The 19,184-nt window shown below is 71.0% G+C and carries 16 protein-coding genes; 9 read left to right on the forward strand and 7 right to left on the reverse strand.

Going from position 1 to position 19,184, the window contains the following annotated elements:
• The first annotated feature begins 47 nt into the window (after nucleotides 1-47).
• From AAFN69_RS02295 to AAFN69_RS02310, 4 genes are all read left to right on the forward strand, one after another.
• Nucleotides 48-1,874, forward strand: coding sequence for an acyl-CoA dehydrogenase (locus AAFN69_RS02295; protein ID WP_347726500.1), 1,827 nt, complete (start codon nucleotides 48-50; stop codon nucleotides 1,872-1,874).
• A 162-nt stretch (nucleotides 1,875-2,036) separates the two neighbouring features.
• Entirely contained in the window at nucleotides 2,037-2,804 is a 768-nt protein-coding gene (locus AAFN69_RS02300; RefSeq protein ID WP_347726501.1) for a hypothetical protein, read from the forward strand.
• Between the two features lie 80 nt (nucleotides 2,805-2,884).
• Nucleotides 2,885-3,223: a hypothetical protein gene (locus tag AAFN69_RS02305; RefSeq protein ID WP_347726502.1), complete on the forward strand. Its 339-nt coding sequence runs from the start codon at nucleotides 2,885-2,887 to the stop codon at nucleotides 3,221-3,223.
• A 9-nt stretch (nucleotides 3,224-3,232) separates the two neighbouring features.
• Nucleotides 3,233-4,531: a M18 family aminopeptidase gene (locus tag AAFN69_RS02310; protein WP_347726503.1), complete on the forward strand. Its 1,299-nt coding sequence runs from the start codon at nucleotides 3,233-3,235 to the stop codon at nucleotides 4,529-4,531.
• Nucleotides 4,532-4,570: 39 nt separating this feature from the next.
• Here the strand turns inward: AAFN69_RS02310 and AAFN69_RS02315 are convergent, their stop codons facing one another.
• Nucleotides 4,571-6,373 (reverse strand): NHL domain-containing thioredoxin family protein, encoded by a 1,803-nt coding sequence (locus AAFN69_RS02315; protein ID WP_347726504.1) that lies wholly within the window; start codon nucleotides 6,371-6,373, stop codon nucleotides 4,571-4,573.
• 445 nt (nucleotides 6,374-6,818) lie between these two features.
• Here AAFN69_RS02315 and AAFN69_RS02320 point away from each other — a divergent pair, with 445 nt between their 5' ends.
• Nucleotides 6,819-7,643 carry a maleylpyruvate isomerase family mycothiol-dependent enzyme gene (locus tag AAFN69_RS02320; RefSeq protein WP_347726505.1) on the forward strand — a complete coding sequence of 275 codons (825 nt, stop codon included), beginning with the start codon at nucleotides 6,819-6,821 and terminating at the stop codon, nucleotides 7,641-7,643.
• Nucleotides 7,644-7,660: 17 nt separating this feature from the next.
• On the opposite strand, the gene AAFN69_RS02325 is transcribed toward AAFN69_RS02320, so the two are convergent.
• Entirely contained in the window at nucleotides 7,661-8,971 is a 1,311-nt protein-coding gene (locus tag AAFN69_RS02325) for an MFS transporter (protein ID WP_347726506.1), read from the reverse strand.
• Nucleotides 8,968-9,615 (reverse strand): GntR family transcriptional regulator, encoded by a 648-nt coding sequence (locus AAFN69_RS02330; protein ID WP_347726507.1) that lies wholly within the window; start codon nucleotides 9,613-9,615, stop codon nucleotides 8,968-8,970. Before AAFN69_RS02330 ends, AAFN69_RS02325 begins: the two co-directional genes overlap by 4 nt.
• 307 nt (nucleotides 9,616-9,922) lie before the next feature.
• Here AAFN69_RS02330 and AAFN69_RS02335 point away from each other — a divergent pair, with 307 nt between their 5' ends.
• Nucleotides 9,923-10,852 (forward strand): serine hydrolase, encoded by a 930-nt coding sequence (locus tag AAFN69_RS02335; protein ID WP_347726508.1) that lies wholly within the window; start codon nucleotides 9,923-9,925, stop codon nucleotides 10,850-10,852.
• Nucleotides 10,853-10,927: 75 nt separating this feature from the next.
• Here AAFN69_RS02335 and AAFN69_RS02340 read toward each other — a convergent pair whose 3' ends face one another.
• Genes AAFN69_RS02340 through pdhA form a run of 3 tightly spaced genes read right to left on the reverse strand, consistent with a single transcriptional unit; the run spans nucleotide 10,928 to nucleotide 14,582 of the window.
• Nucleotides 10,928-12,400 carry a dihydrolipoamide acetyltransferase family protein gene (locus AAFN69_RS02340; protein WP_347726775.1) on the reverse strand — a complete coding sequence of 491 codons (1,473 nt, stop codon included), beginning with the start codon at nucleotides 12,398-12,400 and terminating at the stop codon, nucleotides 10,928-10,930.
• Nucleotides 12,401-12,429: 29 nt separating this feature from the next.
• Nucleotides 12,430-13,410 (reverse strand): alpha-ketoacid dehydrogenase subunit beta, encoded by a 981-nt coding sequence (locus tag AAFN69_RS02345; protein ID WP_347726509.1) that lies wholly within the window; start codon nucleotides 13,408-13,410, stop codon nucleotides 12,430-12,432.
• Between the two features lie 2 nt (nucleotides 13,411-13,412).
• On the reverse strand, nucleotides 13,413-14,582 hold the full coding sequence (gene pdhA / locus AAFN69_RS02350) for a pyruvate dehydrogenase (acetyl-transferring) E1 component subunit alpha (RefSeq protein ID WP_347726510.1): 1,170 nt from the start codon (nucleotides 14,580-14,582) through the stop codon (nucleotides 13,413-13,415).
• A 354-nt stretch (nucleotides 14,583-14,936) separates the two neighbouring features.
• Here pdhA and AAFN69_RS02355 point away from each other — a divergent pair, with 354 nt between their 5' ends.
• The 3 genes from AAFN69_RS02355 (at nucleotide 14,937) to AAFN69_RS02365 (ending at nucleotide 17,274) form a co-directional block, all read left to right on the forward strand.
• Entirely contained in the window at nucleotides 14,937-15,602 is a 666-nt protein-coding gene (locus tag AAFN69_RS02355) for a response regulator transcription factor (protein WP_347726511.1), read from the forward strand.
• A gap of 211 nt (nucleotides 15,603-15,813) precedes the next feature.
• Nucleotides 15,814-16,230 carry a pyridoxamine 5'-phosphate oxidase family protein gene (locus AAFN69_RS02360; protein WP_347726776.1) on the forward strand — a complete coding sequence of 139 codons (417 nt, stop codon included), beginning with the start codon at nucleotides 15,814-15,816 and terminating at the stop codon, nucleotides 16,228-16,230.
• A gap of 15 nt (nucleotides 16,231-16,245) precedes the next feature.
• On the forward strand, nucleotides 16,246-17,274 hold the full coding sequence (locus AAFN69_RS02365; RefSeq protein ID WP_347726512.1) for a phosphotransferase: 1,029 nt from the start codon (nucleotides 16,246-16,248) through the stop codon (nucleotides 17,272-17,274).
• 95 nt (nucleotides 17,275-17,369) lie between these two features.
• Here the strand turns inward: AAFN69_RS02365 and AAFN69_RS02370 are convergent, their stop codons facing one another.
• Nucleotides 17,370-18,959, reverse strand: coding sequence for a protein kinase (locus AAFN69_RS02370; RefSeq protein WP_347726513.1), 1,590 nt, complete (start codon nucleotides 18,957-18,959; stop codon nucleotides 17,370-17,372).
• Nucleotides 18,960-19,184 lie beyond the last annotated feature (225 nt).

Consider the following 19,184-nt stretch of genomic DNA (forward strand, 5'->3'; position numbering starts at 1 on the left):
GCCGGTATGCGGTTGAGAACACTCCCGATCTTTACGGAGCGGTCGCCATGGGGCACTACAAGTCGAATCTCCGCGACATCGAGTTCAACCTCTTCGAGGTCCTCGGGCGCGACAAGCTGTACGGATCCGGTCCGTTCGCGGAGATGGACGTCGACACCGCCAAGTCGATCCTCTCCGAGATCGCCCGGCTCTCGGAGAACGAGATCGCCGAGTCCTTCGCGGACGGCGACCGCAACCCCCCGGTCTTCGACCCGGAGACCGGCACCGCCCCCGTGCCGGAGTCCTTCCGCAAGAGCTACCAGGCGTACATGGACTCCGAGTACTGGCGCCTCGGCCTGCCCGAGGAGATCGGCGGCACCACCGCACCGCGCTCCCTGATCTGGGCGTACGCCGAGATGCTGCTGGGCGCCAACCCGGCGGTCTGGATGTACTCCTCCGGCCCCTCCTTCGCCGGCCTCCTCTACGAGGAGGGCAATGACGCCCAGAAGAAGATCGCCGGCATCGCCGTCGAGAAGCAGTGGGGCTCCACCATGGTCCTCACCGAGCCGGACGCCGGCTCGGACGTCGGCGCCGGCCGCACCAAGGCCGTGCGGCAGGAGGACGGCTCCTGGCACATCGAGGGCGTGAAGCGCTTCATCACCTCGGGCGAGCACGACCTCTCCGAGAACATCCTCCATTACGTACTGGCCCGCCCCGAGGGCGCCGGACCCGGCACCAAGGGCCTCTCGCTCTTCCTCGTACCGAAGTTCACCTTCGACTGGGAGACCGGCGAGCTCGGCGAGCGCAATGGCGTGTACGCCACCAATGTCGAGCACAAGATGGGCCTCAAGGCGTCCAACACCTGCGAGGTCACCTTCGGCGACCGGCACCCGGCCAAGGGCTGGCTGATCGGCGACAAGCACGACGGCATCCGCCAGATGTTCATGATCATCGAGTTCGCCCGGATGATGGTCGGCACCAAGGCCATCGCCACCCTCTCCACGGGCTATCTCAACGCCCTGGAGTACGCCAAGGAGCGCGTCCAGGGCCAGGATCTGGTCAACTTCATGGACAAGTCCGCGCCCAAGGTGACCATCACCCACCACCCGGACGTCCGCCGCTCGCTGATGACGCAGAAGGCGTACGCCGAGGGCATGCGCGCCCTGGTCCTGCACACCGCGTCCGTCCAGGACGAGATCGCGGCGCGCGCGGCGGCCGGCGAGGACACCTCGGCCCTGGTCGCCCTCAACGACCTGCTGCTGCCGATCGTCAAGGGCTACGGCTCCGAGAAGTCCTACGAGCAGCTCGCCCAGTCCCTCCAGACCTTCGGCGGCTCCGGCTACCTCCAGGAGTACCCGGTCGAGCAGTACATCCGGGACGCCAAGATCGACACCCTGTACGAGGGCACCACCGCCATCCAGGGCCAGGACTACTTCTTCCGGAAGATCGTCCGCGACCAGGGCCAGGCGCTGAACACCCTCTCCGAGGAGATCAAGAAGTTCCTCGCGGTGGGCACCGGCGGCGAGGACCTGGCCCCGGCCCGGGACTCGCTCGCCAAGGCGGCCGTGGACCTGGAGGCGATCGTCGGCGCGATGACCAACGACCTCATCGCCACCGGCGAGGACGTCCGGAGCATCTACAAGGTCGGGCTCAACACCACCCGGCTGCTGATGGCCTCCGGCGATGTCGTCGTCGGCTATCTGCTGCTGCGCGGCGCCGCGGTGGCCGCGGAGAAGCTGGAGACGGCCTCCGCGAAGGACGTGCCCTTCTACCGGGGGAAGATCGCGGCGGCGAAGTTCTTCGCGGCGAACGTGCTCCCGGGCGTCTCGGTCGAGCGCACCCTCGCGGAGAACGTGGACGGCTCGCTGATGGACCTCGACGAGGCCGCCTTCTAGAACCTCCCCGACTACCGCGCACAGCACGCACGGACGGCCCGTCCGCCCCCCGCAACCGCGAGGGGCGGACGGGCCGTCCGTATGATCAGCGGCACAAGCCATGGGGGACATGGGGCGTTTGAGGGACACGGACCACGCGGGGCACCCGGGGGAAGAGGAACAGTGACGGCATCGGCACCGGCCACCCGATACGGATCTCACCCGCGCCGCCGGCGATACGCGGCGGCCGGAGCGGCCACCGCGACCACGGCTCTGCTGCTGCTCACCGGATGCGTCACCACACCGGCGGCCGACCCCGCGGCCCGGCCGGCCGCGGGGAAGAGCCCCGCCGGCACCGGCACCGACCGGGCCGCCCTGGCCACCGGACCCGTCCGCGCGGCCGTGCTGGACGAGACCGGGATCAAGGAGCTGATGCCGGCCGGCGACGCCGTCGGGGGCTGGCAGAACGCGGGTTCACCCGCCGTCGTCAACATCGCCGACCCGATCGTGCCCGGCACCAGGACCTGCGCCGCGACCGCGGACCTCTCCTGCCGGAAGGCGCTCTTCTCCGGCACCTCCCTCTTCGTGAAGGAGGGCGAGGGCACCATCTCCTTCACCCTCTTCGCCTACCCGAACGCCATGGAGGCCCGGGCCGCCTGGCCCCATCTGCGCAAGCGCGGCGACACCCTCCGGCCGCCGGTGACCGCCGCCGGACTCCCCGGCGCCATCGGCGAACAGCGCGAGGCCCGGCACGGCACCCACCGCGGCCTCGGCACACCCGCCGCGCACGTCCAGATCCGGGTCGGCACCACTCTGCTGGTGATCGAGACCGGCGGCCTGGACGCCGAACGCCCGGACGGGCGCCGCCTGGGCGAGCTCGCCGCGATGTTCGCCGAACGCTCCCGCCAGGCCCAGAGCGGGGAGCCGGTGACGGCCCGGGTGGACGGCTGACCGGGGGCTCGTGGCAGCCGGGCGACGAGGACCGGACCCGGACCCGCCGCCGGGCCGCCGATGTCCTGCCGGCCGTCGGAGTGGTCTCACCCGACTCCGAGGAGCGCGACACCGAGCCGCGCGAGTGCGCCGCCGCGGGCATCGCCCGCTTCCGGCTCGTCGAGAGGGACGCAGCGCGGAAGCGGTCCGTGGTGCACACCCGCGCGTGCGACCCGGTCACCCACAGCCGTCTCCCCGCGGGCATTCACCGCGACCGCCTCGACATCGGCGTCCCGTACGGCATCGGCATCGATCCGACGGCCGGCGATCACCTGTGGCGACCGGCCGCGGTCGCCCCCGGCCACCGAGGGCCACCGCGCGGACACGTTGGGGCAAAGGTGCCGGGCATCACCACCCATCCGGTGGATGCCCCTCGTTAAGGTGGCTCCATGAGCACCAGCGCACCCGTCCGGTTCGACCGCGGACACACCGACGACCTGATGACCTTCCTGGCCGCCGCGCCGTCGCCGTACCACGCGGTGGCCGTCGCCGCCGAGCGGCTGGAGAAGGCCGGTTTCCGGCAGGTGCGCGAGACCGACGTCTGGGACGGGACCACCGGGGGCAAGTACGTGATCCGGGGCGGAGCCCTGATCGCCTGGTACGTCCCCGAGGGGGCCGAGCCGCACACCCCCTTCCGGATCGTCGGCGCCCACACCGACTCGCCCAATCTCCGGGTCAAGCCGCAGCCGGACGCCGGTTCCCAGGGCTGGCGGCAGATCGCCGTCGAGATCTACGGCGGACCGCTGCTCAACAGCTGGCTCGACCGCGACCTGGGCATCTCGGGCCGGCTCACCCTCCGCGACGGATCCCAGCGGCTGGTCACCATCGACCGGCCGCTGCTGCGCGTTCCGCAGCTCGCGATCCATCTCGACCGGACGGTGTCATCCGAAGGTCTCAAGCTGGATAAACAGCGCCATATGCAGCCGATCTGGGGCCTCGGACCGGTGCACGAGGGCGATCTGATCCAGTTCCTGGAGGAGGAGACCGGCATTCCGGAGGGCGAGGTCGCCGGCTGGGATCTGATGACCCACTCCGTCGAGCCGCCCGCCTACCTCGGCCGCGACCGGGAGCTGCTGGCCGCGCCCCGGCTGGACAATCTGCTCTCCGTGCATGCCGCCACCGCGGCGCTCACCGCCGCCGCGACCTCGGCGGAGCTCTCGTACATCCCCGTGCTCGCCGCCTTCGACCACGAGGAGAACGGCTCCCAGGCCGACACCGGCGCGGACGGTCCGCTGCTCGGCGCGGTGCTGGAGCGCTCGGTGTTCGCCCGCGGCGGCGCCTACGAGGACCGGGCGCGCGCCTTCGCCGCGACCGTCTGCCTCTCCTCCGACGTGGGCCACGCGGTACACCCCAACTACGCGGAGCGGCACGACCCGACGCATCACCCGCGCCCCAACGGCGGCCCCATCCTCAAGGTCAATGTGAATCAGCGGTACGCCACCGACGGCAGCGGCCGGGCCGTGTTCGCGGCGGCCTGCGAGCGGGCCGGCACGCCGTGGCAGTCGTTCGTCTCCAGCAACTCCATGCCCTGCGGCACCACCATCGGCCCGATCACCGCCGCGCGGCACGGGATCCAGACCGTGGACATCGGGGTGGCATGCCTGTCGATGCACAGCGTGCGCGAGCTGTGCGGAGCCGACGACCCGTATCTGCTGGCCAATGTGCTGACGGCGTTTCTCGGCGAGTGAGTCCGCCGGCGCCCCGGAAGCGGGGCGCCGGCCCTCGGATCACGCCTCCGGCTCGTCCATGCCGGCCAGGACCAGCGGCAGCCGGGCCGCGCCGCCCTCGGTCACCCGGACCGGCACACCCCAGTCCTGCTGGTGCACATGGCAGGCCGGGTACTCATTGAGCGGATCGTCGTCGCAGGACGCCGCCATCGCCGACACATGCAGGACGCCCTCCCCGGCCGCCGGATCGATCTCCAGCTCACGGAAGAGATCCGTCCCCGCGCCGGCACCGCCGGTCAGCAGCTCCGGCGGCGTCGCGGAGACCAGCAGCCGGGTGGAGGGACCGTACCGGTCGTCCAGCTTCTGCCCGGCCGGCGCGCTGAAGACCACATCGAGCCGGAGCGTGCCCGGGGCGATGTCGGTGGCGGCGCGCCGGGTGCGATGGGCGACGGCCTCCACCCGTACCGCCTCGTCCGGCAGCCGCAGCCGGGTCAGCCGGTGCCGGGCGGACTCCACCACGACGATCTCCGAGCCGTCGAGCACCGCGCCGGAGGGCTCCCGCAGATCGGTGGCGAGAGTGGTGACCTGCCCGGTCGCCGGGTCGTAGCGGCGCAGGGCGTGGTTGTACGTGTCGCTGATCGCGACCGAGCCGTCGGGCAGCGCGGTGACCCCGAGCGGATGCTGGAGCAGCGCCTGCGCCGCGTCCCCGTCCCGGTGCCCGAAGTCGAAGAGCCCGGTGCCGACCGCCGTGTGCACCACGCCGTCCAGGTCGATCCAGCGCACCGACGAGGTCTCCGAGTCGGCGATCCACAGCCGCTCCCCGGCCGCCGCGAGCCCGGACGGCTGCGCGAACCACGCCTCGGCCGCCGGGCCGTCGACCAGCCCCTCATTGGTGGTCCCGGCCGCCGCGCGGACGGTGTCCGTCTCCGGGTCCCAGGTCCACAGCTGGTGCACCCCGGCCATGGCGATCCAGAGCTTCCCGTCCCACCAGGCGAGGTCCCACGGCGAGGAGAGATCGACCTCCCGCGCGGGCCCCTCCGCGGCGGACCCCTGCCACCACTGCCTCCCGGTCCCGGCCAGCGTCCCGACGGCGCCCGTGCCGGGGTCGTACGACTTGACGGAGTGATGGACGGTGTCGGCGACGGCGACCCGCCCGTCCGGCAGCAGCGCCAGTCCCTGCGGCTCGTTGAAGACGCCGGGGCCGCCGACCTCCCGCACGACCGTCTCGCCGTCCGGCTCCAGCTCCACCAGCCGGTTCCGGGTGGAGTCGGAGACCAGGAAGTTCCCGGACGGCAGCACCAGGGCCTTCCCCGGGAAACGGAGCGCCGTCGCGACCGGCTCCGGCGGCACATAGGGCCCGTCCCCGCGCCGCAGGGTCCCCTTGGCCTCGTGCTCCGCCGTCAGCTCGGCGACGAGGGAGGCGATGGCGTGGGCGTGTCCCTCGCCCGCGTGCTGGGCGACGACATACCCCTCGGGGTCGATGACCACCAGCGTCGGCCAGGCCCGTACCGCGTACTGCTTCCAGGTGGCGAGCTCGGGATCGTCGAGCACGGGGTGATGGACCTGATACCGCTCCACCGCGTCCGCCACCGCGCGGTGGTCGGCCTCGTGGACGAACTTCGGCGAGTGGACACCGATGATCACAAGGGTGTCGCGGTGCTTCTCCTCCAGCTCCCGCAGCTCGTCCAGGACATGCAGGCAGTTCACACAGCAGAAGGTCCAGAAATCAAGAATCACGACTTTTCCGCGCAAATCCTGAAGCGTGTACGCGCGGTCACCGGTGTTCAGCCACCCGCCCTTCCCGACCAGCTCGGGGGCACGGACACGGACACGGCGGCGGGGCGCGGGGGAAGCGGCGTTCATGCCGTCCAGGGTGCCATCCCCGGGTGAACCACCCGGCACCCCCGTGTGGCGCGCGCTCCGGCGGGGCAGGGGAGAGGGGTGTGGCGGCGTGGCGTCCGGGGTGCCGGGGCGGGGCGCCGCAGGGGAGGAGGGCGCCGGGAGGGTTTCGTACGCGTCTGTGGTGGTCTGGACCAGTTGGGCCGCATGGTCGGCCGACGCCCCTGCGCCGCGACGAGTGGCACCCGCCTACGATCGTCATACGAAAGCACTGCCGGGGCGCCGCCCGGCAGCGTAACTTAACTGCCGAACCTCCCGCCCGCCACACTGCCGAACCCGAACCGCCGCCCCCGACAACCCCGTCCGCCCCGCGTCTCACACGTACTGCCGGCCGGCTGCCCGCCATCCGCCGGCCGTTCACCCGTCAGTCGCCGCCAGCCCGCGTCCCGCAGAACCGCCGAGGGGTCCCGTGACCGTCCATCCCAGCCTTCAGAACTACGCCGATGCCTGGACCCACGCCGTCGAGTCGATAGCGGAACTGGTGCAGCCGCTCGTCGAGGGGGAGTGGAACCGGGCGACGCCCTGCCCCTCCTGGTCCGTTCGGGACATCGTCTCTCATGTCATCGGCATGGAGACGGAGATGCTGGGGGATCCGCGGCCCATCCACACGCTGCCCCGCGATCTCTACCATGTGAAGAGCGACTTCGCCCGGTACATGGAGATGCAGGTGGATGTCCGGCGTCATCACACCGCTCCGGAGATGACCTCCGAGCTGGAGTACACGATGATCCGCCGGGCGCGGCAGCTGCGCAATGAGACCCGGTCGCCCGAGACCCGGGTGCGGGCGCCGCTGGGGGCCGAGCAGACGCTGGAAGTGGCCATGCGGATGCGGGCGTTCGACACCTGGGTGCACGAGCAGGATCTGCGGTGGGCGCTGAACCGGCCGGGGAATCTGGACTCCCCCGGTGCTCAGATCACCCGGGACGTACTGCTCGAAGCGCTGCCGAAGGTGGTCGCCAAGGACGCGGGCGCGCCGCCGAACTCGGCGGTCGTGGTGGACGTGCACGGGCCGCTGGAGTTTCTGCGGACGGTACGGGTGAACGCCGACGGGCGCGGTTCCATCGACGGCTCCCCCTCGCTCGGACCCATCGTCACCCTGGCGCTGGACTGGGAGACGTACTACCGGCTGGCCTGCGGGCGGGTCCGGCCCGGCGCGGTGGCGGACCGGATCAAGGTGGACGGGGACCAGGAGCTGGCCGCCGCGATTCTGCGGGAGTTCGCCGTCACCCCCTGAGGACCCGGGGGCGGGCGCTACGCGGGTACGTGGACGGCCTCCACTCTGCTCGCCACCAGTCTCTCCCGCTCCAGCCGCGCCGCCCGCGACCGCAGCCGGAGGAGTTGTGTCACCCCCACCGCCTGGAGGACGAAGACCGAGGAGAACGCGATCCGGTAGCTGCCGCCGGTCGCGTCCAGCAGTACCCCGATCGCCAGCAGTGTCGTCATCGAGGCCGTGAATCCGCCGATGTTGACGATGCCCGACGCCGTGCCCTGCCGCTCCGGCGGATTGGCCGGGCGGGCGAAGTCGAAGCCGATCATCGACGCCGGGCCGCAGGCCCCGAGCGCCGCGCACAGGGTGATCAGCAGCCACATCGGGGCCCGGTCGGCGGGATGGATCAGGATCGCGGACCAGGCCGCGGCGGTGACCGCGACCGTGCCGAGGGCGAGCGGGAAGCGGGCCGCGTGATGGCGGGCGATGACCTGCCCGTACACCAGGCCGATCACCATGCTCACCAGCACGATCAGGGTGAGCAGCGAGCCGGCCGCCTCCCGGGTCATGCCCTGGGCCTCGATCAGAAACGGCATGCCCCACAGCAGCAGGAACACCATCGCCGGGAACTGCGTGGTGAAGTGCACCCACATGCCCAGCCGGGTGCCGGGCTCCCGCCAGGAGCGGGCGATCTGCTTCCGTACGAAGGCGGGCTCCGTGTGCCGGACGGGCGGGGGCTCATGGCCCTCGGGGTGGTCCCTGAGGAAGAACACCACCAGCGCCGTGACCACCACACCCGCGACCGCGCTGCCCGCGAAGGTGGCGGTCCAGCCGACGCCGTGCAACAGCCGGGCGATGAGGATGGTGGAGATCAGATTCCCCGCCATGCCGAAGAGCGCGGCGATCTGCGCGACCAGCGGCCCCCGGCGGGCCGGGAACCAGCGGTTGCCCAGCCGCAGCACGCTGATGAAGGTCATCGCGTCGCCGCAGCCCAGCAGCACCCGGGCGGCCAGCGCCATGCCGTACGAGGGCGAGAGCGCGAACCCCAGCTGTCCGGCGGTGAAGAGCACCGCGCCCATCGTCAGGACCCTTTTGGTGCCGAAACGGTCGACCAGGAGTCCGACCGGGATCTGCATGCCCGCGTAGACCAGCAGCTGGAGGATGGAGAAGGTGGAGAGCGCGGAGGCGTTGATGTCGAAGCGGTCGGCGGCGTCGAGGCCGGCGACGCCCAGTGAGGTGCGGAAGATGATCGCGACGAAGTAGACGGAGACCCCGATTCCCCAGACGGCGACGGCCCGCCGCCCGCCTGGGGGGTCGCCCGGCAGCCGGGTGGCTATGCCGCTCGGGGCGCTCACCGGACCTCGCCCCGCGCCAGGGTGGAGAACCAGCCGACATGACGGCGGACCAGTTCGGCGGCCCGGTCGGGGTCGCCGGCGCGGAGGGCGTCCAGGATCTCGCCGTGTTCGACGATGTTCTTGGCGATCCGGTCGGGGTGGGCATGCATGATGGCCACGCCCATTCTGAGCTGGCGGTCCCGGAGCTGATCGTAGAGACGGGAGAGGATCTCATTGCCGCCGCTGCGCACGATCTCGGCGTGGAAGAGCCGGTCGGTGGCCGCCACGGCGGCCAGATCACCCGCCTCGCCCCGGCTGCGCTGCTGCTCCAGCAGTTCCTCCAGCCGGGCGAGGAGCCGAGGGGAGGCGGGGACGGCCTTGCGGGTGGCGTGTTCCTCCACCAGCAGCCGGGTCTCCACCACATCGGCGATCTCCTGCGCGGAGACGGCGAGGACCAGGGCGCCCTTCTTGGGATAGAGCTTGATCAGCCCTTCCACTTCCAGCTTGAGCAGCGCCTCGCGCACGGGGGTGCGCGACACCCCGACCGCGTCGGCGAGTTCGCCCTCGGTCAGCAGGGTGCCGCCCTCGTACCGCCGGTCGAGCACGGCCTGCTTGACGTGGGTGTAGACGCGTACGGCGGCGGGGGTGGCGGCGGCGACAGACATGCGCACAGCTTAGATACAAGTGGTGTACATCTACAGGGGCGGGGGTGGGGAGCGCGGGGTGATACCGGCACGGGCGGGTGCACGCGGGGGAGCACGGCGGTGGCGGAAAGCCCTGACGGCGCGTCGGGTGCGGAGGTCGCACCCGGGGGCGCGCGAAATTTGTGATGAGAATCGCCTCACGGCGTACATCCTTTTGCGGCACTCGTCCGTCTTACATCGGGGCCCGTGTGTCACCCGGCCCCCAACCAGACGTTTTCGACGCACGTGCGAACTCCGGAGCGTTTCCTTGATACTCAACAACACGAGCGTGCGCAGAGCCGCCACGGTTGTCCTCACCGGCGGCCTGCTCCTCACGGTCTCGCCACTCGCCACGCCCGCACAGGCGGCGGCGAAACCCAAGCCGCCCACGCTCACCAGCGCGGGCGCGTATCTGATCGACTTCAAGACGGGCAAGCGCCTCTACACCAAGGGCGACGGCGTCCGCCGCGAGATGGCCAGCACCACCAAGATCGCCACGGCGATCACCGTACTGACCACTCCGGGCATCAAGCTCGACCGCAAGGTCACCATCAAGCAGGCCTACCGCGACTATGTGACGCGGGAGGGCGGCAGCACCGCCGACCTCAAGACCGGCGACAAGCTGACGATCCGACAGCTGCTCTCCGGGCTGATGCTGCCGTCCGGCTGTGACGCGGCCTACGCACTGGCCGACGCGGTGGGCAAGGGCTCCACCACCGCCGCGCGCACCAAGTCGTTCATCGGCATGATGAACAAGAAGGCCGCTTCGCTGAAGCTGAAGAACACCAAGTTCGACTCGTTCGACGGCATCTCGGCCGGCGGCCAGAACTACACCACCGCCTCCGAACTGACCAAGCTGGCCCAGCACGCCTTCGGGAACGCCACGTTCCGCGATGTCGTGAAGGCGAAGATCTACAAGGCCACCGCGCCGACCAGTGCCGGCAAGAAGCGGTACTACACCTGGGAGAACACCAACAAGCTGCTGGGTTCGTACAGCGGCGCGGTCGGCATGAAGACCGGCACCGGCACGAAGGCGGGCCCCTGCCTGGTCTTCGCGGCCACCCGGGGCTCCAAGACATATGTCGGCGTCATCCTCAAGGGCAAGAGCGTCCCCGAGCGCTACAAGGACGCGGCCAAGCTGCTCGACTACGGCTTCGGCTCCAGCACCGCGAAGACGATGAAGCTGCGTCAGCTCTCGCCGAACGCCCAGCAGGACTAGCCGGTACGCGCACGACCAGGGCGGGGCCCGTGACACTGTGCCGTGTCACGGGCCCCGCCCCTTGCGTCGCCCCGGTCAGGACCAGGTGATCAGCTTCCGCGGGTTCTCCAGTACGGCCGCGACATCGGCCAGCACCCGCGAGCCCAGTTCGCCGTCGACCAGCCGGTGATCGAAGGAGAGGGCGAGGGTGGTGACCTGACGCGGCTTCACCTTGCCCTTGTGGACCCACGGCTGGAGCCTGATCGCACCGACCGCCAGGATCCCCGCCTCCCCCGGGTTGAGGATGGGCGTGCCGGTGTCGATGCCGAAGACACCCACATTGGTGATGGTCACCGTGCCGCCCTGCATCGCGGCCGGGGTGGTCTTCCCCTCGCGCGCCGTGCCGACCAGCTCGCCCAGGGCGCGGGCCAGGCCGGGCAGGGTCAGCTCGTGCGCGTCCTTGATGTTCGGCACGATCAGACCGCGCGGAGTGGCCGCGGCGATGCCCAGATTGACGTAGTGCTTCTGGACGATCTCCTGGTTCGCCTCGTCCCAGGAGGCGTTGATCCCCGGGTTGCGCCTGATCGCGACGAGCAGCGCGCGGGCGATCAGCAGCAGCGGGTTGACCCGCAGCCCCGCCAGATCGGGATCGGTCCTGAGCTCCTCGACCAGCTTCATCGTGCGGGTCACATCGACGGTGACGAACTCCGTCACATGCGGGGCGGTGAAGGCACTGCCCACCATCGCGGCGGCGGTGGCCTTGCGCACCCCCTTGACCGGGACACGGGTCTCGCGGACACCCGCCGCGACCGGCGGTGCCGCCGCCGCGGGGGTGGCGGGGGCCTCGGGAGCCGGGGACACCGGCTCCGTAGCCGCCGGTTCCGCGACCGCCGCGTGGATGTCCTCGCGGGTGATGATCCCGTCGGGGCCGGTCGGGGTGACGGACGCCAGATCGACACCGAGGTCCTTGGCGAGCTTGCGCACGGGCGGCTTGGCGAGCGGACGGGCGGACGGGGTTCCCGTACGGCCGTTCAGCCCGGCGCCGGCGGACGGCTCCCGCGTCGCGGCCTCCCGGACCACGGCTTCCTGGACGGCGGCCTCCTGAACCGCCGCCGAGGTGTCCCGGATCGCCTCGGCCGCGGCCCGCGCGGTCGCCGCCGGGCCGCCGGAACCGGCGGTGCCGACGGACTTCGCCGGGGCCGCCTTGCGCGGACGCCGCTTGCCGGAGGTCTCGGCCACGCCATAACCCACCAGCACCGGCTGGCGCTTCTTCGGCTCCTCGGCCTCCGCCTCCGCCTCGGCTTCCGCTTCCGCTTCGGCTTCCGCTTCGGCGGGCGCCGGGGCCGCGCCACCGGTGTTCACCGAGATGATCACTTCGCCGACGTCGACCGTCGTGCCCTCGGGGAAGCGCAGCTCATGCACCAGCCCGTCGAACGGAATCGGCAGCTCCACGGCCGCCTTCGCCGTCTCCACCTCACAGACGACCTGTCCGTCCGTGACGGTGTCACCCGGCTGTACGTACCACTTGAGGATCTCGGCCTCGGTCAGACCCTCGCCCACATCGGGCATCTTGAACTCGCGGATCACAGCGGCTCCCCTCAGTACGCAAGCGAGCGGTCGACGGCGTCCAGCACCCGGTCGAGCCCGGGGAGGTACTCCTCCTCCAGACGCGCCGGCGGATACGGCGCGTGGAACCCGCCGACCCTCAGCACCGGTGCCTCCAGGTGGTAGAAGGACCGCTCCGTGATGCGGGCGGCGATCTCCGCGCCCGAACCGTGGAAGACGGGTGCCTCGTGCACCACCACCAGCCGGCCCGTCCGCTCCACCGACGCCTGGATCGCGTCGAAGTCGATCGGGGACATCGAGCGCAGATCCAGCACCTCGACCGAGGTGCCGTCCTCCGCCGCCGCCGCTGCCGCCTCCGTGCAGACCTTCACCATCGGGCCGTAGGCGGCGAGCGTGACATCCGTACCGGAACGGACGGTCCGCGCGGTGTGCAGCGGGCCGGGGATCGCCTCGGTGTCGACCTCGCTCTTGTCCCAGTAACGGCGCTTCGGTTCGAAGAAAATCACCGGGTCATCGCTCTGAATCGCCTGCTGAAGCATCCAGTAGGCGTCCGAGGAATTCGACGGCGAGATCACCTTGAGGCCCGCGACATGCGCGAACAGGGCCTCGGGGGACTCGCTGTGGTGCTCGACCGCGCCGATGCCGCCGCCGTACGGAATGCGGATCACCACCGGCAGTTTGATCTTGCCGAGCGCACGGGCGTGCATCTTGGCGAGCTGGGTGACGATCTGGTCGTACGCGGGGAAGACGAACCCGTCGAACTGAATCTCCACCACGGGCCGGTAGCCGCGCAGCGCCAGCCCGATCGCGGTACCGACGATGCCGGACTCCGCGAGCGGGGTGTCGATGACCCGCTCCTCGCCGAAGTCCTTCTGGAGTCCGTCGGTGACCCGGAAGACCCCGCCGAGCTTTCCGACGTCCTCCCCCATGATCAGGACCTTGGGGTCGGTGTCCAGCGCCCGGCGCAGGGATTCGTTCAGCGCCTTGGCGAGCGAGAGCTTCTGTACGGCCATGGTTACTTCCCCTCCTCGGCGTCGGCGAAGGATGCCTGGTACGCGGCGAACTGCGCCCGCTCCTCGTCGACGAGCGAGTGCCCGTCGGCGTAGACATGATCGAAGATCGCCATGTCGTCCGGGTCGGGCATCGCGCGCACCGCCTCCCGCACCCGCCGGGCGAGCACGTCGCTCTCCTCCTCCAGGGCGGCGAAGAAGTCGTCGTCCGCGGCGCCCTCGTTCCGCAGCAGGGTGCCCAGCCGCAGGATCGGGTCCTTCGCCTCCCAGGCCGCCCGCTCGTCGTCGAGCCGGTACTTGGTCGGGTCGTCCGATGTGGTGTGCGCGCCCATCCGGTAGGTGAACGCCTCCACCAGCGTCGGCCCCTCGCCGCGCCGGGCCCGCTCAAGTGCCCACCGGGTCACGGCGAGACAGGCGAGCACGTCATTGCCGTCCACCCGGACACCGGGGAAGCCGTAGCCCTGGGCGCGCTGGTAGAGCGGCACCCGGGTCTGGCGCTCGGTCGGCTCGGAGATCGCCCACTGGTTGTTCTGGCAGAAGAACACCACGGGGGCGTTGTAGACGGCGGAGAAGGTGAACGACTCGGCCACATCGCCCTGGCTGGAGGCCCCGTCGCCGAAGTAGGCGATCACCGCGGAATCGGCGCCGTCCTTGGCCACGCCCATGGCGTACCCGGTGGCGTGCAGCGTCTGGGAGCCGATGACGATGGTGTAGAGGTGGAAGTTGTTGCTCGTGGGGTCCCAGCCGCCATGGTTGACGCCCCGGAACATGCCGAGCAGATTGGTGGGATCGACCCCGCGGCACCAGGCGACACCGTGTTCGCGGTAGGTGGGGAAGACATAGTCGTCGTCCCGCAGCGCGCGGCCGGAGCCGATCTGGGCGGCCTCCTGGCCGAGCAGGGAGGCCCACAGCCCCAGTTCTCCCTGGCGCTGGAGTGCGGTGGCCTCGCCGTCGAAGCGGCGGGTCAGGACCATGTCCCGGTAGAGCCCGCGCAGCTCGTCGGGGGTCAGGTCGATGCTGAAGTCGGGGTGCTCGACGCGCTCGCCCCCGGGCGACAGCAGCTGTACGAGCTGGGGCCCGGAACTCTGCGGCTGCGGCTGCGCCTTCTTGGCGGCGCTCACCCGCTTGGTGCTGCGTCGCGGCTTGCGCGCGGCGGCTGTGCCTTCCACGGTCACGTGCGTGCTCCTCCGTCTGTCCGGTCTCCCGGGGTCGCCGGGAGCCTGGGGTCGCCCCTGTCGTGGACAGGGGGAGGCTCGCCCGTTCTCGTATCCGGTCCGCACAGGGGTGGGGTGCGGCCGGGCGGGCCCGGGCGTGACAGGTGCCCCGACGAGACCCTGTCGAAAAGCACGTTACCCAGTGCGCCGTATTCCTGCGAAACCCCTTTTGACCTGGGTTTTTGCTTGGATTTCCAAGTAAATCGAGAAATACGGGAACAGCACAGGTCACAGCCTTGCGGGGCCGCCGAGGACACCGGCACGGTATACCGGGCACCCGGGGCACGGGAAGAGCCGGTGTGTGAGACTGCATTCGTGCGCGAAGAACGAAAAATCACCGTATTCCTGCTGGATGACCATGAAGTCGTCCGCCGGGGAGTTCATGAGCTGCTCTCCGTCGAGGACGATATCGAGGTGGTGGGGGAAGCGGGCACGGCCGAGGACGCGATGATTCGCATTCCCGCCACCAGGCCGGATGTCGCCGTACTCGATGTACGGCTGCCGGACGGCAGCGGTGTGGAGGTCTGCCGGGAGATCCGTTCCCGGGACGAGAGCATCAACTGCCTGATGCTGACCTCGTTCGCCGATGACGAGGCGCTCTTCGACGCGATCATGGCGGGTGCCTCCGGCTATGTGCTCAAGGCGATCCGGGGCAATGAGCTGCTGTCGGCGGTGCGCGATGTGGCCGCCGGGAAGTCCCTGCTGGACCCGGTGGCGACGGCCCGGGTGCTGGAGCGGCTGCGGCACGGGAACAGCCCGCGCGGGGACGACAAGCTGGCGAGCCTGACGGATCAGGAGCGCCGGATCCTGGATCTGATCGGCGAGGGGCTGACCAACCGGGTCATCGGCGAGCGGCTGCATCTCGCGGAGAAGACCATCAAGAACTACGTCTCCAGTCTGCTCTCGAAGCTGGGGATGGAGCGGCGCTCGCAGGCGGCGGCGTATGTGGCACGGATGCAGGCGGAGCGCCGGCACCACTGAGCGGCGCGGGGCGGGGCTGGGGCCGCGGGGCGCCGGGCGTACGGGAGGACAGCCCCGGAGCCGGCTCCCCCGCGGACGTTTCCGCCGGTACGGGACTTACGTCCCCGCCGACGGGGGGCTGCGGCCCCTTCCCACCGGGCCCCAGGTCACCCAGAGTGGAACCATGTCCACCGAGGAAGTCCGCGCCGCAGGCCCGGGCGAGCGCACCATCATGGACGCCGAGCGGCTCGGCGCCCTCGGCCTGCTCGCCCGTGTCTCGTACGGCCGGCTGGCCACCAGCATGCGCGCGATGCCCTTCGTGGCGCCCGCCCGGCATGTGGTGCGCGCCGACGGGGTGGTCGTCCGCATCCACCGCGGTTTCGGCTACCACCGTGCCTGCAACGGCAGCGTCGTGGCCTATGAGGCGGACAATTTCCACTCCGGCGGAAAGGCCATGTGGTCCGTTCAGTTCACCGGCATGGCGCGGATCGTCGAACCGGCCGAGGACGATCTCCGGCGCTTCGGCGACGAGCCCCGGCTGGCGGACGGCGAGAGCTTCGATCCGGTCTTCATGTGCATCGAACCTCAGTTCGTCACCGTGCACACCTTGGACTATTGCAAAGAGCAGTCCGACCAACACGCTGCGTGATCTATCATTTGGTGAGTGCCGCGCTCATCTGTAATCGCGCCGCCGGTCGGTGCCCTGCTGCACCGCTATGAGATCCCGGGCGAACCACTCCTCTGCGAGCGGGTCACCGAAGGACTCCTCAACCGCGGCTATCGTCTCGCCACCACCCGTGGCTCGTACTTCCTCAAGCACCATCTCGACGGTGACCACGAGGCCATCACCCGACAGCACCGGGCCACCCTGCGCCTCCAGGCGCTGGGGGTCCCCGTGGCCCCGCCCGTGGCCGACGCGCACGGCGACACCGTGGCGGTGATCGACGGCGACTGCTACGCCCTGCACCCCTGGGTCGACGGCCGCCACCGCGACGGGGCCCATCTGTCGACGGCCGAGTCGCGCCGGCTGGGATCGCTCCTCGGCATGGTGCACATCTGTCTGGAGCAGGTCATGCGCCGTCCCGGCCGGCCGCCCGCGCCACCGGGCGGGCGGCCGGGGGCGTACGAGAGCGCCGACCCCCGGGACACCTTCCGGGTCATCGACGAACTCCTCGCCCTGGCCCGGACCGCTAGCCCCCGCGACGCCTTCGACACCCTCGCCGAGCACCGCCTCCTGGAGCGCCGCGCGCTGCTGGAGCTCCATGCCGACCGGCGCCCGCCGGCCGCCTCGGCGGGCGGCTGGGTGCACGGCGACTTCCATCCGCTGAATCTGCTCTACCGGGGCGCCGAGCCCGCCGCCATCGTCGACTGGGACCGGCTGGGGGTGCAGCCGCGCGCCGAGGAGGCGGTGCGCGCGGCGGCGATCTTCTTCGTCCAGCCGGCCGGCGAGCTGGAGCTGCCCAAGGTGCGGGCCTATGCCAGGGCCTACCGGCGTGCCGCCGGCGCGGACGCGGCGGAGCTGGCCGCGGCGGTGCACCGGGTGTGGTGGGAGCGGCTCAACGACTTCTGGATACTGCGCTGGCGCTATCAGCTGCACGACCGCCGGGCGGACGCGCAGTTCGCCGCCGTCTCCGCGCTGGCGGTGTGGTGGACCCGGCGGTACGAGGCGGTCCGGGACGCCTTCACGGGGTGAGGCCGGCCGGGCCCGGCCGGCGCCTCCCGGGTACGCCACCGGGGCCGGGGTTCGTCTCACGAACCCCGGCCCCGGTGGGCCGTCTGTGCCGCCGGTCAGCCGGTGACGCCCTCCAGGGAGCCGCCCTCGGATCCGGCGTTCTCCCCGGAGCCGCCCGGATTGCCGTTGTCCCCGCCGCCGGGGTTGCCGCTGTCCCCGCCGCCCGGACTGCCCGGGTCGGTGGACGGCGCCGTGGTCGGCGGGTCGGTGGGCGGAGCGGTGGGCACGGTGGCGGTCTGGGTGGGATCCGGGTCCTCGGAGGGCTGCTCGGAGGCCGGCGGATCCCAGGACTTGCTCTGCGAGGGCTTCCAGGGCTGCTGGTTCCCCTGCGAGGGCTCCTCCTCCGGCTCCTCGGAGGCCGACTCGGACTCCGACGGGCTCGGCGGCGAGCTCGGCTTGGACGGCTCGGTGGAGACCTTGGTCTTGTCCGCCGGGGTGTCACCCGTGGTCTTCGCCGCGTGTATGGCGAAGGCGACACCGCCCACGACCGCCACCACGGCCAGCGCGACCAGCAGCCAGACCTTGCCGCGCCCCCGGCCGCCGGGCCGGTGCCCGCCGTCGTATCCCCCGTCGTCCGGGTTCATCGGCGGCAGGATCGGGCTCTGCGAGGTGTCCCCGTGCACCGGGTGGTGCACGGCGGTGGCGCCGGTCATCCCCAGGCCCATGCCCAGCCCCGCCGAGGGGGCGGCCTCCTGGGTGTGCACCGGACCGGTGTTCCAGCTGCCGTTGTGGCTGCCCTGCTGCTGAAGCATCTGGAGCGCGTACTGGACCAGCCCGCGCATCTCCTCCGCGCTCTGGAACCGGTCGTCCGGATCCTTGGCGAGCGAGCGCATCACCATGCCGTCCAGCTCCGGCGGCACCACGTCGGAGGCCCGCGACGGCGGCAGCGGAATGTCCTGGACGTGCTGGTAGACCACGGAGAGCGGGGTCTCGCCGGTGAACGGCGGGCGCAGTGCGAGGAGTTCGTAGAGCAGGCAGCCGGTGGCGTACAGATCGGAGCGGTGGTCGACGGCCTTGCCCAGCGCCTGCTCGGGGGAGAGGTACTGCGGCGTGCCCATGACCATGCCGGTCTGGGTCATCGTGGTGGACGCGCCGTGCAGGGCGCGCGCGATGCCGAAGTCCATCACCTTCACGGCACCGGAGTTGGTGATGATGACATTGGCCGGCTTGATGTCCCGGTGCACGATGCCGTGCTGGTGGGAGTAGGCGAGCGCCTCCAGCACACCGGAGACGATGATCAGCGCCTGCTCCGGCGGCGGGGCGTCGGCGTTGATCAGGAGATCGCGGATGGTGCGGCCCTCGACCAGCTCCATCACGATGTAGGGAACGGACTGGCCGTTCACCACGTCCTCACCGGAGTCGTAGACGGCGACGATCGCGTGGTGGTTGAGGCCGGCGACGGACTGTGCCTCGCGGGTGAAGCGGGCCTTGGAGACGGGGTCCTCCGCGAGATCGCCGCGGAGCAGCTTCACGGCGACGGTGCGGCCGAGCCGTACGTCCTCCGCCGCGAAGACCTCGGCCATGCCGCCTCGGCCGAGGCGGTAGGTGAGGCGGTAGCGGCCGTCCCCGACCAGTCCGCCGACGCCCCAGGAGTCCACCGCGTCCGGCAGGCCGCCGTTGCTGCCGGCTTCGGGTTCGGGTGCCATCAGTCCTCGCCGTCGTATCCGTGTGTCCGGTCCGTGTCCGGTCTGTGTAGCCGGTTCGTGTCGCCGGTGCCGTGTTGGCCACACGCTACAGCCTTCATAGGACGGGCCCGGCGGCGATGGACCGGTCGGCAAACCGGCTGTGAGCACGGCCACGCACATTTCGTGCCACACCTGTGACGCTTACGGGTGGGTTGCTGTGCGTACGGTCACGGAACGGGCACCCGG

Source organism: Streptomyces sp. CAU 1734, from assembly GCF_039888735.1.
GTDB lineage: Bacteria > Actinomycetota > Actinomycetes > Streptomycetales > Streptomycetaceae > Streptomyces.

Coding starts and splice junctions, on each gene's coding strand:
- AAFN69_RS02295 (WP_347726500.1), top strand. CDS start 48: ATGGGGCACTACAAGTCGAATCTCCGCGACATCGAGTTCAACCTCTTC.
- AAFN69_RS02310 (WP_347726503.1), top strand. CDS start 3,233: ATGAGCACCAGCGCACCCGTCCGGTTCGACCGCGGACACACCGACGAC.
- AAFN69_RS02315 (WP_347726504.1), bottom strand. CDS start 6,373: ATGAACGCCGCTTCCCCCGCGCCCCGCCGCCGTGTCCGTGTCCGTGCC.
- AAFN69_RS02330 (WP_347726507.1), bottom strand. CDS start 9,615: ATGTCTGTCGCCGCCGCCACCCCCGCCGCCGTACGCGTCTACACCCAC.
- AAFN69_RS02340 (WP_347726775.1), bottom strand. CDS start 12,400: ATGCCCGATGTGGGCGAGGGTCTGACCGAGGCCGAGATCCTCAAGTGG.
- AAFN69_RS02345 (WP_347726509.1), bottom strand. CDS start 13,410: ATGGCCGTACAGAAGCTCTCGCTCGCCAAGGCGCTGAACGAATCCCTG.
- AAFN69_RS02360 (WP_347726776.1), top strand. CDS start 15,814: ATGGACGCCGAGCGGCTCGGCGCCCTCGGCCTGCTCGCCCGTGTCTCG.
- AAFN69_RS02370 (WP_347726513.1), bottom strand. CDS start 18,959: ATGGCACCCGAACCCGAAGCCGGCAGCAACGGCGGCCTGCCGGACGCG.